This window comes from Streptomyces sp. NPDC023573 (genome assembly GCF_055559735.1).
In genome coordinates this window covers 285,546-302,846 of sequence record NZ_JBVHKB010000002.1, presented here as the reverse complement: position 1 = coordinate 302,846, position 17,301 = coordinate 285,546, and the positions used below count along the sequence as shown (strand labels likewise).

At 72.7% G+C, this 17,301-nt stretch carries 12 protein-coding genes; 8 read left to right on the top strand and 4 right to left on the bottom strand.

Going from position 1 to position 17,301, the window contains the following annotated elements; genetic code table 11:
* Positions 1-131 precede the first annotated feature (131 nt).
* Positions 132-2,570: a DNA helicase PcrA gene (pcrA, locus tag ACZ32T_RS07845; protein WP_467365879.1), complete on the top strand. Its 2,439-nt coding sequence runs from the start codon at positions 132-134 to the stop codon at positions 2,568-2,570.
* A gap of 51 nt (positions 2,571-2,621) precedes the next feature.
* Here pcrA and ACZ32T_RS07840 read toward each other — a convergent pair whose 3' ends face one another.
* Positions 2,622-4,304, bottom strand: a complete 1,683-nt coding sequence (locus ACZ32T_RS07840) for a peptidoglycan DD-metalloendopeptidase family protein (RefSeq protein ID WP_467365877.1) — start codon at positions 4,302-4,304, stop codon at positions 2,622-2,624.
* Between the two features lie 238 nt (positions 4,305-4,542).
* Positions 4,543-5,526: an esterase/lipase family protein gene (locus ACZ32T_RS07835; protein ID WP_467365875.1), complete on the bottom strand. Its 984-nt coding sequence runs from the start codon at positions 5,524-5,526 to the stop codon at positions 4,543-4,545.
* Between the two features lie 343 nt (positions 5,527-5,869).
* Between ACZ32T_RS07835 and ACZ32T_RS07830 the strand changes: the two genes are divergently transcribed.
* Entirely contained in the window at positions 5,870-6,283 is a 414-nt protein-coding gene (locus ACZ32T_RS07830; RefSeq protein WP_356714259.1) for a cobalamin B12-binding domain-containing protein, read from the top strand.
* Between the two features lie 50 nt (positions 6,284-6,333).
* Here the strand turns inward: ACZ32T_RS07830 and ACZ32T_RS07825 are convergent, their stop codons facing one another.
* The gene (locus ACZ32T_RS07825) at positions 6,334-7,962 is read right to left on the bottom strand and encodes a DUF5691 domain-containing protein (protein WP_467365873.1); all 1,629 of its coding nucleotides are present in this window, start codon (positions 7,960-7,962) and stop codon (positions 6,334-6,336) included.
* Positions 7,963-8,095: 133 nt separating this feature from the next.
* Complete coding sequence (locus tag ACZ32T_RS07820; protein WP_467365871.1) at positions 8,096-9,493, bottom strand: SWIM zinc finger family protein; 1,398 nt, start codon at positions 9,491-9,493, stop codon at positions 8,096-8,098.
* Positions 9,494-9,629: 136 nt separating this feature from the next.
* On the opposite strand from ACZ32T_RS07820, the gene ACZ32T_RS07815 reads away from it, so the two are divergent.
* The 6 genes from ACZ32T_RS07815 to sucD all read left to right on the top strand — a co-directional run bounded on the left by ACZ32T_RS07815 (position 9,630) and on the right by sucD (position 17,238).
* Complete coding sequence (locus ACZ32T_RS07815) at positions 9,630-10,061, top strand: hypothetical protein (RefSeq protein WP_467266548.1); 432 nt, start codon at positions 9,630-9,632, stop codon at positions 10,059-10,061.
* Positions 10,062-10,221: 160 nt separating this feature from the next.
* The gene (locus ACZ32T_RS07810; RefSeq protein WP_467266546.1) at positions 10,222-11,334 is read left to right on the top strand and encodes an ATP-binding protein; all 1,113 of its coding nucleotides are present in this window, start codon (positions 10,222-10,224) and stop codon (positions 11,332-11,334) included.
* Entirely contained in the window at positions 11,331-13,640 is a 2,310-nt protein-coding gene (locus ACZ32T_RS07805) for a DUF5682 family protein (protein WP_467365869.1), read from the top strand. The genes ACZ32T_RS07810 and ACZ32T_RS07805 overlap by 4 nt, the downstream gene beginning before the upstream one ends.
* Positions 13,637-14,860, top strand: a complete 1,224-nt coding sequence (locus ACZ32T_RS07800; RefSeq protein WP_467365867.1) for a VWA domain-containing protein — start codon at positions 13,637-13,639, stop codon at positions 14,858-14,860. Before ACZ32T_RS07805 ends, ACZ32T_RS07800 begins: the two co-directional genes overlap by 4 nt.
* 290 nt (positions 14,861-15,150) lie before the next feature.
* Positions 15,151-16,332, top strand: a complete 1,182-nt coding sequence (gene sucC, locus ACZ32T_RS07795; RefSeq protein WP_356717169.1) for an ADP-forming succinate--CoA ligase subunit beta — start codon at positions 15,151-15,153, stop codon at positions 16,330-16,332.
* A gap of 21 nt (positions 16,333-16,353) precedes the next feature.
* On the top strand, positions 16,354-17,238 hold the full coding sequence (sucD, locus tag ACZ32T_RS07790; protein WP_099173770.1) for a succinate--CoA ligase subunit alpha: 885 nt from the start codon (positions 16,354-16,356) through the stop codon (positions 17,236-17,238).
* The last annotated feature ends 63 nt before the right edge of the window (positions 17,239-17,301 follow it).

Below are 17,301 nucleotides of genomic sequence, written 5' to 3'. Positions count from 1 at the left end.
GCCCACGGGGCGGGAAACCGCCCTGGAATCTCACGTTCCGTGCGTGCGTCGTCTCCTTACGCGCACGGTGCCGGGCCCTTGTCGCCGATGCGGCCCGGGCTGTCGGTGCGGCCGCCTAGACTCGTGAGGCGATGAGCAGCCTCTTTGACGACAGTTTCCTGACCGGCCTCCAGCAAGCGGAGGACGGCCCCCCGCCGCCCCCTGAGGAGCATGCGCCCGAAGCGGTGCCGGAGGGCCTCTTCGAGGACGTCTTCGACGCGCCTCCGCCGCCGCGTGACGCCTACTACCGCGACGGCGCCCCGCGCCCCGTCATCGACTCCGCGGCACTGCTCGAGGGGCTGAACACCGAGCAGCGCGCCGCCGTCGTGCACGCCGGGTCCCCGCTGCTCATCGTCGCCGGGGCGGGCTCGGGCAAGACCAGGGTGCTCACCCACCGGATCGCCCATCTCCTGGCCGAGCGCGGGGTGCACCCGGGGCAGATCCTCGCGATCACCTTCACGAACAAGGCCGCCGGCGAGATGAAGGAGCGCGTCGAGGACCTCGTCGGCCCGCGCGCCAACGCCATGTGGGTCATGACGTTCCACAGCGCCTGCGTGCGGATCCTGCGCCGCGAGTCGAAGCGCCTGGGCTTCACCTCGTCGTTCTCGATCTACGACGCCGCCGACTCCAAGCGGCTGATGGCGCTGGTCTGCCGCGATCTGGACCTCGACCCGAAGCGCTACCCGCCGAAGTCGTTCACGGCGAAGGTCTCGAACCTGAAGAACGAGCTGATCGACGAGGAGACCTTCGCGGGGCAGGCCGCCGACGGCTTCGAGAAGACGCTGGCGCAGGCCTACGCGCTCTACCAGGCGCGGCTCCGCGAGGCCAACGCCCTCGACTTCGACGACATCATCATGACGGCGGTGCACCTGCTCCAGGCGTTCCCCGACGTCGCCGAGCACTACCGCCGCCGCTTCCGGCACGTCCTCGTCGACGAGTACCAGGACACCAACCACGCCCAGTACACCCTGGTGCGCGAGCTGGTGGGCCCGGCCGGCGAGGACGACGCCCCGGGTGAGTTGTGCGTCGTCGGTGACGCGGACCAGTCGATCTACGCATTCCGCGGCGCGACCATCCGCAACATCCTCCAGTTCGAGGAGGACTATCCGGACGCGACCACGATCATGCTGGAGCAGAACTACCGCTCCACGCAGACGATCCTCTCCGCGGCCAACGCCGTCATCGAGCGCAACGAGAGCCGCCGCCCCAAGAACCTCTGGACGAACGCCGGCGCCGGCACCAGGATCTCCGGCTACGTCGCGGACACCGAGCACGACGAGGCGCAGTTCGTCGCCGACGAGATCGACCGGCTGACGGACTCCGGGGACGCGAAGGCGGGCGACGTCGCCGTCTTCTACCGCACGAACGCCCAGTCCCGTGTCTTCGAAGAGATCTTCATCCGCGTCGGGCTGCCCTACAAGGTCGTCGGCGGAGTGCGCTTCTACGAGCGCAAGGAGGTCAGGGACGTCCTGGCCTACCTCCGGGTGCTGTCCAACCCCGAGGACACCGTCCCGCTGCGCCGCATCCTCAACGTGCCCAAGCGGGGCATCGGCGACCGGGCCGAGGCGATGATCGACGCCCTGTCGATGCGCGAGAAGATCTCCTTCCCGCAGGCCCTGCGCAGGGTGGACGAGGCGTACGGCATGGCGGCCCGCTCGGCGAACGCCGTGAAGCGGTTCAACACGCTGATGGAGGAGCTCCGCACGATCGTGGAGTCCGGCGCGGGTCCGGCGGTCGTGGTGGAGGCAGTCATGGAGCGGACCGGCTATCTCGCCGAACTCCAGGCGTCCACCGACCCGCAGGACGAGACCCGTGTCGAGAACCTCCAGGAGCTCGCCTCCGTCGCTCTCGAATTCGAGCAGGAGCGGGCGGAGGACGAGGGTGCGGGCACCCTCGCCGAGTTCCTGGAGAAGGTCGCGCTCGTCGCCGACGCCGACCAGATCCCCGACGAGGACGAGGACGGCTCCGGTGTCGTCACGCTGATGACGCTGCACACCGCGAAGGGCCTCGAATTCCCCGTGGTGTTCCTGACCGGCATGGAGGACGGCGTCTTCCCGCACATGCGCGCGCTGGGACAGGTGAAGGAGCTGGAGGAGGAGCGCCGGCTCGCCTATGTGGGCATCACGCGCGCCCGTGAGCGCCTGTATCTGACCCGGGCGTCGATGCGGAGTGCGTGGGGGCAGCCCTCGTACAACCCGCCGTCGCGGTTCCTGGAGGAGATCCCCGACCAGCACCTGGAGTGGAAGCGCAAGGGGCCGATGGCGGCTCCGGCAGGGCCGACGTCCGGCATCACGTCGTCGTTGTCCTCGTCGCGCTCGAAGTCCGGGCCGTCGGGGTTCGCGACCCGCCGCACCTCCGAGAAGCCGGTGGTCACGCTGGTGGCCGGGGACCGGGTCACGCACGACCAGTTCGGCCTGGGCACGGTGACGGCGGTCGAGGGGTTCGGCGACCAGGCGAAGGCGACGGTCGACTTCGGCGACGAGCGGCCCAAGAAGCTGCTGCTGCGTTACGCGCCGGTCGAGAAGCTCTGACCCCGGCCGGCCGTCACAGGGGGCATCCCTCGGGTGACGGCCGGACCGGACTCAGTTCGGGTTGATTCCGTGGCTGCGGAGCCAGGGCATGGGGTCGATCGCCGAGCCGCCGCCGGGCCGTACCTCGAAGTGCAGGTGCGGGCCGGTGGAGTTGCCGGAGTTCCCCGAGTAGGCGATGACGTCGCCCGCCTTGACCGAACCGGAGCGGATCTTGGTGGTGCTGAGGTGGCAATACCACGTCTCGGTGCCGTCGGCCGCGGTGACGATGGCCATGTTCCCGTAGGCGCTGTTCCACTGGGTGCGGACCGTGCCGTCGGTCGCCGCCATGACGGGGGTGCCGTAGGAGACGGGGAAGTCGATGCCCGTGTGGACGGACATCCAGTTCACACCGGCCTGGCCGTAGGTGGCGCTGAGGCCGTGCTGCTTCACGGGCAGCATGAACTTGGGACGCGCGGCCTCGCGGCGCGCGGCCTCCTTGGCGCGCTCCTTCTTCTCGGCGGCCTGACGCTCCTTCAGGTCGATGCGCTCCTGGGTGCGGCTGGCGCGGTCGGCGAAGTTCTCGGCGTCGGCGCTGAGGTTGGCGAGCTGGGTGTCCAGCTTGTTGTTGGCCACGGCCGGCTGGACCGTGTCGGCGGCCGCCATGGACGCGGTCTCGTCCTTCGTCTCCTCGCCACCGCCGACTCCGCTCACCGAGGCCGCGGCGATGCCCGCGACGCTCATGACACAGGCGGAGGGGACGGCGACGGTGAGGAGCGCGGAGCGCTTCGCGGGGGTACGGCGCCGGCCGCGGCTGCCGCGCGGGGCGCCGGAACGGCCCACGGGGCGGGCGGACGCGGCCACGGAGGCGGACTCCGCGGTCACGTCGACGACGTCCGGCACCGCCTCGCGCTCACCGCGGGCTTCGAGTGCCTCGGCGTAGGGGTCGGAATGCGCGGTCACGTCCTCGGCGTACGGGTCCGCCTGCGTGAGCCCGTCCTCGGCGGTGCCGGCGTGGCCGTGGCCGTGGTCGTGGGAGCCGGGGGAGTCGTGCGTCTCCGGGGAGTCGTGGAGGCCGTGGGTGCCGACGCCGTCGTGGGAGGCGAACTCGGCGGTCCCGTACGGCTCGTAGGACGCCGACGCGTGTTCGTGCGATGGGTGTTCGTACGTCGGGTACGACGTCTGTTCGGGTGCGTACGCGGCGTCCTCGGGCGTGGCGCCGGTGTTCCAGGCGGTGGCGTCGAAGGTGCCGGTGTCGGGGGTCGCGTAGCTCTCGTACCCCGGGGTCTCGAAGGCGGGCACGCTGTACGTGCCGGTCGCGTAGGCCGTGGTGTCGAACGTCGCGGTGGGGAAGGCGCCTGTGTCGCCCGTCGCCCACTGGCCGGCCTGACCGGTGTGGTCCCAGCCCGCGGTGTCCCACTGGCCCGTCACATCGGGGGCGGGGGCCTGGGCCGGGATCCCGGCCTCGGGCATCCAGGTGGCCGCCGTGTCGTAGCCCTGGTGCGCCTGCGGGGGGTGGGCCTGGGCGTCATAGGCGTCGTACGAGGCCTGCTGATGCGCTCCGGTGTCCCACTGGCCGCTGTCGTAGCCGCCGCCGTAACCGCCGTCGTACGCCGGGGCGTAGCCACCGCCGTACGTCGTCGTGGGACTGTTGTCTTGCTGACCCGGCAGGCTTCCGAAGAGCGGGTCGGTGTCGAAGCTGCCGGTGGACTGGCTGTCGTGTCCGGCATACCCGGCGTGGGGGTGCTGGTCGTTCACCAACTTCTCTCTCGCCTCGGCAGCAGGACCTGTTCCGGGGTCCGGTGGGGGGATCCCGGGGTGAGCAGTGGCCGCGACTGTACCCGGCGGTAGGTGAGGACGACAATCTTCGGCGGCTTTCAGCCCCTCAGGAAACGGGCAATCGGCCGCCTTTCGGTGGACCTGAGGGCCAGCCTTGGCTCTATGTTCGACAGTTGTTCTATTCGGTGGAGGTGTGTGGGAGGTTTGAGTCGGGAGATCAGGCGACGGCGGCGGCTCCCGGAGCGGCTCCCCCGGCGCCGAGGGACGCGCCGTCGGACTCGAGTGCCTGACGGATCGCGGACGCGACCGCGGGGTGGACCGGCAGGGCGAGATGGCCGATTCCCGTGACGCGCACATTCACCGCGTCGAGGTCCGGGTGGTCGACACAGGCCGTCTCCACGGGGAGCATCACCCGGTCCAGCTCGCTCCAGAAGCTGATGAACCGCGTCCGGCAGTCCGGGGCGGGGCGGCGCAGCTCCTCGATCAGATCCGATCCGCCGCGCATCTGACGGATGATGGGGTGCGCGCCTGCCAGCGGGACGGCGGCGGTGCCGCTGTGCGGCGTGCCGAGGGTGACGAGGGTGCGGACCCGCCGGTCGCCGCCGAGCCGCTGCACGTAGTACCGCGCGATCAGGCCGCCGAGGCTGTGGCCGACGATGTCGATCTCGCGGTGCCCGGTGCGGGCGCAGATCTCCTCCACATGGCGGTCGAGCAGCTCGGCCGCCGTGCGGATGTCGCAGGTCAGCGGCGAGTAGTTGAGCGATTCCAGGTGGTGCCAGCCGTGCCGGGCCAGGGAGCGGCGGAGCAGGACGAACACGGAGCGGTTGTCGATGAAGCCGTGCAGGAGCACGACGGGCGGGCGGGTGCCGGCCGAGGAGGGCAGTGCGGTGGTGCCGGTCGTGTCAGCCCCGTCAGCTGTCTCAGCTGCGTCGGCCGTCTCCGCCGTGCCCTCCGTCTCCGCCGTGCCCGCTGGGTCCGCCGAACGGGTGAGGCGTTCGGGATGCGCGTCGGGCCCGTCTCCGGTGCCGGGCGGGGGCATGGGGTGCCGGCGCTCCGGGGTGAGGCCGGACGGGTAGATGAGCACGTGCCCCGCGAGGATCACCAACTCCAGCGCGGTGGCTCTGATCAGCGTCGACGACAGCCAGGCGGGGCGCAGGCGCGGCCCGCGCGGCAGTAGGGATAGGAAGGACAGGACCTTCATGGCCGACCTCCTGCACCGGCATGCGGGGGAGGCGGCTCCCTGCCCCGTACGCCCTCACGGGGGTGCCGCGGAGGTGACCGGCGGCCCTGATGCGGCCGGGGCCGTACCACCGTGCCGTGCGGCTGACGGCGCGGTGGTACGGCGACCTCGTCGCGGCTCCCCTGGCGGCGCTCCCCGCGCGGCCGGTGGGCCGCCCGGTGCTGGGAACGACGCCGGCGAACATGTCCCATGTGTGATTTCCCCCTCCCGGTCCACCGCGAAACGACACCGTGCGGGATGCTGTGGATAACGTTCGTTCACATCACCGGCCCTCCGGGCACGGGAAACGCATGTGGAGGCATTGATGGGTGTGACCGGTCCGATCCGTGTGGTGGTGGCAAAGCCGGGCCTCGACGGCCATGACCGCGGGGCCAAGGTGATCGCGCGGGCGCTGCGGGACGCGGGCATGGAGGTCATCTACACGGGGCTCCACCAGACCCCCGAGCAGATCGTCGACACCGCGATCCAGGAGGACGCCGACGCCATCGGTCTCTCGATCCTCTCGGGCGCTCACAACACGCTCTTCGCCAAGGTCATCGAACTGCTGAAGGAGCGCGACGCGGAGGACATCAAGGTCTTCGGCGGCGGCATCATCCCCGAGGCGGACATCGCTCCGCTGAAGGAGCGGGGAGTCGCGGAGATCTTCACCCCGGGTGCGACGACGGCCTCGATCGTGGATTGGGTGAACGCGCACGTCCGCCAGCCCGCGGAGGCCTGAGCCCACCGGCCCGCACAGGTCCGAGGCCGGTGGACCGGCTGCCGCCCCGGTCAGCCCGTGCCGTCCTGGACCAGCTCCGCGTCCATGGCGGCGCGCAGGCGCAGGGTGGAGACCAGGCGCTGGAACGCCTCCGACCAGTAGCCACCCGCACCCGGTGAGGCACCCTCCGGCTCGTCGGGCGTGGTGGTGAGCACCGCGAGCCGGTCCGCCTCGGCAGGGTCCAGGCAGCGCTCGGCGAGGCCCATCACCCCGCTGAAGCTCCAGGGGTAGCTGCCCGCGTCCCGGGCGATGTCCAGGGCGTCGACCACCGACCGGCCGAGCGGCCCGTCCCAGGGCACGGTGCAGACACCGAGCAGCTGGAAGGCCTCGGACAGACCGTGCGCGGCTATGAAACCGGCGACCCAGAGCGCCCGCTCGGAGGAGGGCAGGGTGGCGAGGAGCTGCGAGCGCTCCGCCAGCGACGCCGTCCCCGGGCCGTTCGCCAGGGGCGTCGAGGGGGCTCCGAGGAGCGCGCGCGCCCACTCGGGATCCCGCTGCCGCACGGCCGCCCGGCTCCAGGCGGCGTGCAGCTCACCCGCCCAGCCGTCGGCCACCGGCAGCGTCACGAGCTCCTGCGCCGTCCGGCCGCCGAACCTCTCCCGCCACACACCGAGCGGTGCCGACTCCACCAGCTGGCCGAGCCACCAGGACCGTTCCCCTCGCCCCGAGGGCGGGACCGGCACCACGCCGTCGCGCTGCATCGCGGCGTCGCACTCGTGCGGAGCCTCCACGGCGACGGACACGGTCCCGCCCGTACGGTCCGGGTTCACACAGGAAGTGGCGCGGGCCGCCATCCGCCGGGCGAGCGCCGAATCGGGCAGGGCGGACAGCAGCTCGGCGGCCGTGGAGCGCACGTTGCGGCTGCGGTCCGCGAGGGCCGCCTCAAGGAACGTCTCGTCGCCCCCGGAGAGACCGGAGCGCAGCGAATCGAGGAACATCAGCCGGTCCTCCGCACGCTCCGTGGACCAGGTGGTGGCGAGCAGGGCACGGGCGGCGCCCGGGTCCCGCTCCCGCACCGCCCCGAGCAACGCGACCCGTTCGGCGAAGAGCCCCTCCTCCCAGAGCCGGCGCACCGCCTCCGGATCCGCGGTCTCCGGCCGCTGCGCGCCGCGCGAGGAGGCGCGCAGCGCGAACTTCCACTCGGGGTTCAGCCCGGCCAGCCACAGCCCGCGCGGACCTGCGAACGCCAGCACGTGCGGACGCAGATCCGTACGCGCTCTCGCCGCGTCCAGCAGCGCGGGCAGGAGCTCCGCGGGTGCCCGGTAGCCGTGCGCACCGGCGGAGGCCAGCCACTGGGGGATGAGCTCGGTGAGATCGGGAGCCGATCCGCGCCGTCCGCCGGTGGGCGGCGCCGAGCGGTCGGCGAGCAACTGGGCGAGCCTGCGGCGGGCGGGGGCGGGCAGCGCCGGCCGGGGATCGGCGGGTGCGGGCACGGGCAGGGCGGCCCCGGTGGCCGGCCGCAGGGCCGCCCTGCGGCGCACGGTGTGCACCGCAGCCGTGTCGAGCAGCGCCGCCGGACCGGCCGCGGCGCCGTTGTCCGCCCTGAGGGGGCGCCGGTCCGTGCCGAGCAGCGCCGAGGTGACGAGGTCTTCCCACAGGGCGCTCACGGTGACGTCGTTCGTCGTGACGGTGGTCGGCATCGGGTCCCTTCCGGTGGTCCTGGTTCGGTGGTCGGTCGAGGGGCGAGGGGACGCGGTGGGGCGGATCAACGCGGTGGCGCCCGAGGACGCGGTGGGGCAGCGCCGGGCGGGTTGCAGGGTGAACGCGCTGTGGTCAGGCGAGCGCCACCGCCCCGCTCGGCGCGTCCTCGTCGTCGGAGGTCTCGGCGCACCACGCCGCGAGCGGGTCGAAACCCCGGTGGCCGCACTCGCCGAACACCGTCAGCGGGCGGCCGCCGGAGAGCGCCACGAGCTTCCACAGACCGGGCCGGGAGAGCGCCGCGGGCGCGACCGGCAGGGCGGAGCCGTCCGCCGCGCCGACCAGTTGCCAGCCGTCCCCGGACGGCGCGGGTATGACTCCGCGCAGCGTGACGGGCCAGGCGTCGAGCCACGGGTCGTCGCGCAGCGCGTTCCCGTACGCGGCGACGGCTTCGGCCGTGGTGCCGCCGGGCGGCGGCGCCGTCGTGGCGAGAGGCTCGCCGAACCGCGGTCCCAGCTCGCCCCGCAGCCCGCCACCGCCCGGATACGGCGTCACCTCCGCGTCCATCACCGTGCCCAACGGCAGCGGCGGGGCGGGGGCGCGTCCGGGCGCCCCGTAGGACAGCAGCAGCGTGGTGTGCCCCGAATCCCTGCCGTACAGCCAGGTGCGACGGGTGACGAGCCTGCCGTCCGGTGTGTCGTACTGCGCGAGGACCAGCCAGTGGTCGCGGACGGGAGGCCCTTCGGCCGAGGCCGTCAGCCCCACCCTCGTACGGACCGTCGCCGCCAGCGGGCCGGGCAGCCGGTCGAGTCCGAGCCAGGCCGAGTCCAGCAGACGCAGGAGCGCGCACTCCTCCAGCAGCCGCGCCGGCCAGCCGGGCCCCGAAGCCGCAACCGACCCCAACTCCCGCACACGGGCGGCCAGCCCCGGGGCCTGCGCGTCGACCATGCGGGCCGCGGTCTCCTCCCACAGCCCGTCTCCCGGCCGGTCCGCCGCGGCGAGCCCGCCGCGCAGCAGGTCGACGAGCCGCTGGTCCAGCTCCTGCGCGCCGCCGGTGACGCGCTCGGCCCTGCGGTCGGCGCGCCGGGCGGCCGCGCGCGCCGCGGCCCCCGCAGCCGTCCCCCGCGCCGGGGTCCCCCCGGGCGTCGCCCGCGCACTCCGGTCCGCCAGCCACCGCGCGACCCAGGAGGGCGGCTCCTGCGTCCGGTCCAGGACCGGGGCGCCGGAGGCATGGAGCAGCAACAGCCCCAGGGCATGCCCGCAGGGCGTCTCCTCCCCGTCGGCACAACCGCAGGTGTACGACGCGTCGTTCGTGACCACCGCCGTGCGGTGCGGAGGTCCGTCGCCGGCCTCGCGGATCCCCCACACCGCGCCCTGGCCGCACCCCGCAGCGGACCACGCGCGCTCCGAAGCCCACGCGTGCCCCGCCTCGCGTGACTCGACGTCAGGAACGAGGGCCAGCACCCGCTCCACCGCCTGGCGCTCCACCGGTCCGGCGGAGCGCCAGGGTCCTCCCCCTTGAGACAGCACCATGGACCCGACGGTAGAGCGCATCACTGACAATCGGCCCCGACCTGCGCTCTTGCCCCTGCCGAGGCGTCTTGACCGCTTGGCGTCCGTGCGCTTCTCTGCGAGGGAGGGAGTCCGGCAGACGCATCGGGGGATGCTGATGAACCGCACCATGCGCACCACCCGCCTCGGACGGACCACTCGTGCGGCCGCGTCGGCCTCGGCCGTCTGCGGCCTCGTGCTCGGTCTCGGCGGCTGCTCTCCGGAAGCCGTCGACGAAGTCGTGGACGAGACGTACCAGGTGACCTACGAAGTCACGGGCACGGGCGTCGACGAGATCCAGTTCCACGGCGGTGGTGGCGACGCCATGGATCCGAAGATCGAGACGGTGAGGTCGCCCACGCTGCCGTGGAAGAAGACCGTCACGCTGCGCGGGATCATGCCGGCCGCGGTGATGCCCGTCGCCCTGGACGAGGGCGCGGCGGAACTCGCCTGCACCATCACGCACGAGGGCGAGGTCATCGGGGAGGCCGAGGGCCGGGAACTCCTCACCAGCGGCGGGTGCGTCGCGGTCTCACCCGTCACGGGCTGACCTCCACACCGGGACCGGTTCCGGCCGTGCGCCGGGACCGGTGGCCAGTGGCGCGGTGCGCAGGGACCGGTGAGCGGTGGCACGGTGCGTCAGGACCGACTGTCAGTGGCATGGTGCACCTTGGAAACCGCATCGGATCGACCGATCCGGAGGGGGATCCATGACCGTGTCCGTACAGACCGACGCAGCCGGCGGCGAAGCCCTGAGGCCGCACGCCGAGCATGCTTTCGCCGACGAGCTCAAGGCGCTCGCCGCCGCCGACGACCGCCCCAGGCCCGCCCGTTGGAAGCTCTCGCCCTGGGCCGTCTCCACCTATCTGCTCGGCGGGACACTCCCGGACGGCACGCTGATCACACCGAAGTACGTAGGCCCGCGCCGACTCGTCGAAGTAGCCGTCACCACGCTCGCGACCGACCGCGCGCTGCTGCTCCTCGGAGTTCCCGGCACCGCCAAGACCTGGGTGTCCGAACACCTCGCCGCAGCCGTCAGCGGAGACTCGACCCTGCTGGTCCAGGGCACCGCGGGCACCCCCGAGGAGGCCGTCCGCTACGGGTGGAACTACGCGCGGCTGCTGGCGGACGGACCGAGCCGGGAGGCCCTGGTGCCGAGCCCCGTCATGCGGGCCATGGCCGAGGGGATGACGGCCCGCGTCGAGGAGCTCACACGCATCCCGGCCGATGTGCAGGACGCGCTCATCACGATCCTGTCCGAGAAGACGCTCCCCGTCCCCGAGCTGGGCCAAGAGGTCCAGGCGGTGAAGGGGTTCAACCTCGTCGCCACGGCGAACGACCGCGACCGCGGGGTCAACGAGCTCTCCAGCGCCCTGCGCCGCCGGTTCAACACCGTCGTTCTGCCGCTCCCCGCGACTCCCGAGGCCGAGGTGGACATCGTTTCCCGGCGGGTGGCCCAGACGGGGCGCGCGCTCGACCTGCCGTCGACACCCGACGGAACGGCGGAGATCCGGCGCGTCGTCACGGTGTTCCGCGAACTGCGCGACGGCGTCACCACGGACGGCCGCACCAAGCTCAAGTCGCCGTCCGGGACGCTCTCCACGGCCGAGGCCATCTCCGTCGTCACCGGAGGCCTCGCGCTCGCCGCCCACTTCGGCGACGGCGTCCTGCGTCCCGGGGACGTGGCGGCCGGCATCATCGGGGCCGTCGTCCGCGATCCCACGACCGACCACGTGGTCTGGCAGGAGTACGTGGAGACCGTCGTCCGGGAGCGGGACGGCTGGAAGGACTTCTACCGCGCCTGCCGTGAGGCCGCCGAATGACAGCCCGCGCCGGGGAGACCGCACCGCCGGGGGGACCACTGCTGCTGGGGGTGCGCCACCACGGCCCCGGCTCCGCCCGCGCGGTGCTGGCCGCCCTCGAAGCCGCACGGCCGGCTGCCGTGCTCGTCGAAGGGCCGCCGGAGGCCGACGCGTTGCTGCCGCTCGCCGCGCATCCCCGGATGCGCCCGCCGGTCGCGCTGCTCGCCCACGCCGTGGACGATCCGGGGCGCGCCGCCTTCTGGCCGATGGCCGACTTCTCCCCCGAGTGGGTGGCGATCCGCTGGGCCTCGGCGCACGGCGTCCCCGTGCGGTTCGTGGACCTGCCCGCCGCCCACTCCCTGGCGTTGACCGAGCGGAGTGAGGACGGCCCGGAGGAGTGCAGGGGCATTGATCCGATCGGGATCCTCGCCGGCGCCGCGGGCTACGACGACCCCGAGCGCTGGTGGGAGGACGTCGTCGAGCACCGCGCGGACGGCGGCGGCCCGGCTGATCCGTCCGCGCCGTTCGCCGCGCTCGCCGAGGCGATGACCGCGCTCCGTGAGGCGTACGGGGACGGGGGCCACCCGCAGGACGCCGTCCGGGAGGCCGCCATGCGCCTTCAGCTGCGCGCCGCCCGCAAGGAGTTCGGCGACGGCGTCGCCGTGGTCTGCGGTGCCTGGCACGTGCCCGCCCTCGGCGCGCGGACGACGGTCGCCGCCGACCGGGCGCTCCTCAAGGGGATGCCCAAGGTCAAGGCGGAGCTGACCTGGGTGCCCTGGACCCATCGCAGGCTCGCCCGGCACAGCGGATACGGCGCGGGGATCGATTCCCCCGGCTGGTACGGGCACCTCTTCGGCGCCCCGGACCGGCCCGTGGAGCGCTGGATGACGAAGGTGGCCGGACTCCTGCGTGACTCGGACAGGGCCGTGTCGCCCGCGCACGTCATCGAGGCCGTCCGGCTCGCCGGGACCCTGGCCGCCCTGCGTGACCGCCCGGCCGTCGGCCTGGCCGAGGCCACGGACGCGGTCAGGGCCGTCATGTGCGAGGGATCCGATGTGCCCCTGGCCCTCGTGCGGGACCGGCTCGTCGTCGGCGAGGTCCTCGGCGAGGTCCCGGACACGGCCCCCGCCGTCCCGCTCCAGCGCGACCTGGACCGTCAGCAGCGCACGCTGAGGCTCAGGCCCGAGGCGGAGAGGCGCGAGCTCGACCTCGACCTGCGCAAGGACACCGACGCGGCCCGCAGCAGACTGCTGCACCGGCTGCGGCTCCTCGGAGTGGACTGGGGCGAAACCGTCGCGGGCCGGGGGAGCACGGGGACGTTCCGCGAAAGCTGGCGGCTGCGCTGGGAGCCCGAGCTCTTCGTCCGGATCGCCGAGGCCGGGGTGTGGGGCACCACCGTGCTCGGAGCCGCTACCGCCAGAGCGCGGTCGGAGGCCGTTTCCGCGTCGACGCTGGCCGGGGTCACCGCGCTTGCCGAGCAGTGCCTCCTGGCCGGGCTGCCGGAGGCCCTGCCCGTCGTGATGAGGGCCCTCTCCGACCGGGCCGCCCTCGACGCGGACGTCGGCCACCTCGCGGACGCGCTGCCCGCCCTGGCCCGCTCCCTGCGCTACGGGGACGTACGCTCCACCGGCACCGCGGCTCTGGGAGAGGTGGCCGTCGGCCTCGCCGAGCGCGTCTGCGTGGGCCTGCCGCCCGCCTGCGCGGGCCTCGACGCGGACGCGGCCGCGGAGGCCCGTCGCCGGGTGGAGGGCGTGCACACCGCGGTCGGGCTGCTCGCCGACGCCGTGGGTGCGGACGGGCTGCCCGAGCGGTGGGCCGGAGTCCTGCGCAAGCTCTCCACCAGGGACGCGGTCGCCGGCGTGATCCGGGGCCGCGCCACACGCCTGCTGCTGGACGACGGCCGGCTGGCCGGGAGCGAGGCCGCGCTCCTGATGGGACTCGCCCTCTCGCCCGGCGCCGCACCACCCGACGCGGCCGGCTGGATCGAGGGATTCGTCGGCGGAGCGGCGGGCGGCGGCCTGCTGCTCGTCCACGACGAGCGGCTCCTCGGCCTGGTCGACACCTGGCTGACGGGCATACCGGCCGGCACGTTCACCGACGTGCTGCCCCTGCTGCGCCGGACGTTCTCGGCCTACGAGCCAGGTGTACGCCGCACGCTCGGCGAGCTGGTGCGCCGCGGCCCGGGTTCCGGCGGGGCGCGCGACGAGGGCGTACCCGCCGTACCGGGCTTCGGCGAAGGATTCGACGAGGAGCGGGCGGACGCGGTGGTGCCCGTGCTCCGGCTGCTGCTCGGCCTGGACACCCCGGACAGGGAGGCGGCCGGATGACCACGAGCGGGGCGGACGCGGAGAAGGAGGAGAGGACGATGCGGGCAGCTCCTGCCGAGGACGAGCGGCTGCGGCGCTGGCGCATGGTGCTCGGAGCGGACGCTGCCGAGAGCACGGGGCGCGCCCTCACCGGGCGCGACACGGCGATGGACGGGGCCCTGAGCGCGCTGTACGACGGCGGGAGGAAGCCCGGCGGCCGGGACGGAGCGGAGCGTGCGGCGGGGCTCGGGGCGGCCGCACCGTCGGTGGCCCGCTGGCTCGGCGACATCCGTTCGTATTTCCCGGCCTCCGTCGTCCAGGTCATGCAGCGTGACGCGATCGACCGCCTCGGGCTTGCCGCCCTGCTGCTGGAGCCGGAGATGCTGGAGGCCGTGGAGCCCGACGTCCACCTGGTCGGCACCCTGCTCTCGCTCGGCAAGGCCATGCCGGAGACGACGAGGGAGACGGCCCGTGCCGTCGTCCGCAAGGTCGTCGACGACCTGGAGCGCCGGCTGGCCACCCGCACCAGGGCGACGCTCACCGGCGCCCTGGACCGCTCGGCCAGGGCCTCCAGGCCGCGCCACGGTGACATCGACTGGGACCGCACGGTCCGGGCCAACCTGAAGAACTACGTGCCACTGCCCGGCCGTGAAGGGGCCGGCACGGTCATACCCGAACGTCTCATCGGTTACGGGCGCACCGACCGGTCCGTGAAGAAGGACGTCATCCTCTGCGTCGACCAGTCGGGGTCCATGGCCGCCTCCGTCGTCCACGCCGCGGTCTTCGGGGCGGTGCTCGCCTCGATGCGGACCTTGTCGACCCGGCTGGTCGTGTTCGACACGGCGGTCGTCGACCTCACCGACCAACTCGACGACCCGGTCGACGTCCTCTTCGGCACGCGGCTCGGCGGCGGTACGGACATCAACCGCGCTCTCGCCTACTGCCAGTCGAGGATCACCCGCCCGGCGGACACCGTCGTCGTCCTCGTCAGCGATCTCCACGAGGGCGGGATCCGCGACGAGATGGTCGGACGGGCCGCGGCGATGAAGGCGTCCGGGGTGCAGTTCGTGACCCTGCTGGCCCTCTCCGACGACGGCACGCCCTCCTACGACCGTGAGCACGCCGCGGCGCTGGGCGCGCTCGGCGCCCCCGCGTTCGCCTGCACCCCGGACCTCTTTCCCGAGGTCATGGCGGCGGCGATCGAGAAACGGCCGCTGCCGATACCGGACACCGGGCGCTGACCGGCCCGGGCCCCGGGCCCGCGGCCCGGCCACGGCCGTCCGGCGGGCCGCGCGGAGGTGACGTTTTGTCCCCCGTAACCCGGTCACCAGGGCGGTCTGTGACCGTTATCACCGCTCAGGTGTGATCTGCAATTTAGGGTCCGGTCCGGTGCGGGGGATAACCTGCCGGATGGACATGCCGCGTACCCGGTCACCGTGTGCGCCTCCCCTGTGACCGCGCAGTCACGTTGCCCTCGCGGCACGCCCACGCAGAAAACGAACCGCGAGACCACTAAAAGGGACGGACGCGCGTGGACCTGTTCGAGTACCAGGCGAGGGACCTCTTCGCCAAGCACGGTGTACCGGTGCTGGCCGGTGAAGTCATCGACACGCCTGAGGCAGCCCGCGAGGCGACCGAGCGGCTGGGCGGCAAGTCCGTCGTCAAGGCGCAGGTGAAGGTCGGTGGCCGAGGCAAGGCCGGCGGCGTGAAGCTGGCGGCAGACGCGGACGAGGCGGTCGCTCGCGCGACCGACATCCTCGGCATGGACATCAAGGGCCACACGGTCCACAAGGTGATGATCGCCGAGCTGTCCCCGGAGATCGAGGCGGAGTACTACGTCTCGTACCTCCTCGACCGCACCAACCGCACCTTCCTCGCCATGGCGTCGGTGCAGGGCGGCATGGACATCGAGGAGGTCGCGGAGAAGACCCCCGAGGCCCTCGCGAAGGTCCCGGTCAACGCCGTGGACGGCGTCGACATCGTCAAGGCCCGCGAGATCGTGGCCCAGGCGAAGTTCCCGGCCGACGTGGCCGAGGGTGTCGCCGAGGCCATGGTGACCCTGTGGGACACCTTCGTCGCCGAGGACGCGCTCCTCGTCGAGGTCAACCCGCTGGTGAAGACCAAGGACGGCCGCATCCTGGCGCTGGACGGCAAGGTGTCTCTCGACGAGAACGCCGACTTCCGTCAGCCCGACCACGAGGCGCTCGAGGACAAGGCCGCGGCCAACCCCCTCGAGGCGGCCGCCAAGGCCAAGAACCTCAACTACGTCAAGCTCGAGGGCGAGGTCGGCATCATCGGTAACGGTGCCGGTCTGGTCATGTCGACCCTGGACGTCGTCGCGTACGCCGGTGAGAAGCACGGCAACGTGAAGCCCGCCAACTTCCTCGACATCGGTGGCGGCGCCTCCGCAGAGGTCATGGCGAACGGCCTGGAGATCATCCTCGGCGACGCGGACGTCAAGTCCGTCTTCGTCAACGTCTTCGGTGGCATCACCGCCTGCGACGAGGTCGCCAACGGCATCGTCCAGGCCCTGGAGCTGCTCAAGTCCAAGGGCGAGGACGTCACCAAGCCGCTGGTCGTGCGCCTCGACGGCAACAACGCGGAGCTGGGTCGCAAGATCCTCTCCGACGCCAACCACCCGCTCGTTCAGCGTGTGGACACCATGGACGGCGCGGCCGACAAGGCCGCCGAGCTCGCCGCGGCTGCGAAGTAAGGAAGAGGGACTCAGACCACCATGGCTATCTTCCTCACCAAGGACAGCAAGGTCATCGTCCAGGGGATGACCGGCGCGACGGGCATGAAGCACACCAAGCTCATGCTCGCCGACGGCACCAACATCGTCGGCGGCGTGAACCCGCGCAAGGCCGGCACCTCCGTCGACTTCGACGGCACCGAGGTGCCCGTATTCGGGTCCGTCGCCGAGGCGATCGAGAAGACCGGCGCCGACGTGTCCGTCCTCTTCGTGCCGCCGGCCTTCGCGAAGGCCGCCGTCGTCGAGGCGATCGACGCCGAGATCCCGCTGGCCGTCGTGATCACCGAGGGCATCGCCGTCCACGACTCGGCCGCCTTCTGGGCGTACGCCGGCTCGAAGGGCAACAAGACCCGGATCATCGGTCCGAACTGCCCCGGCCTGATCACCCCCGGTCAGTCCAACGCGGGCATCATCCCGGGCGACATCACCAAGCCCGGCCGCATCGGTCTCGTGTCCAAGTCCGGCACGCTGACCTACCAGATGATGTACGAGCTCCGTGACATCGGCTTCTCGTCGGCCGTCGGCATCGGTGGCGACCCGGTCATCGGCACGACGCACATCGACGCGCTCGCCGCGTTCGAGGCCGACCCCGACACGGACCTCATCGTGATGATCGGCGAGATCGGCGGCGACGCCGAGGAGCGTGCCGCCGACTACATCGCGAAGAACGTCACGAAGCCGGTCGTCGGTTACGTCGCGGGCTTCACCGCCCCGGAGGGCAAGACCATGGGCCACGCCGGCGCCATCGTCTCCGGCTCCTCCGGCACCGCCGCGGCCAAGAAGGAGGCCCTCGAGGCCGCAGGCGTGAAGGTCGGCAAGACGCCGACCGAGACCGCCAAGCTGGCGCGCGAGATCCTCGGCGGCTGACGCCCACCGCGTCACCCGTCGCACCGCCTCACAGCGGGAAACGGCGCGGGCCCGCACCCCTCT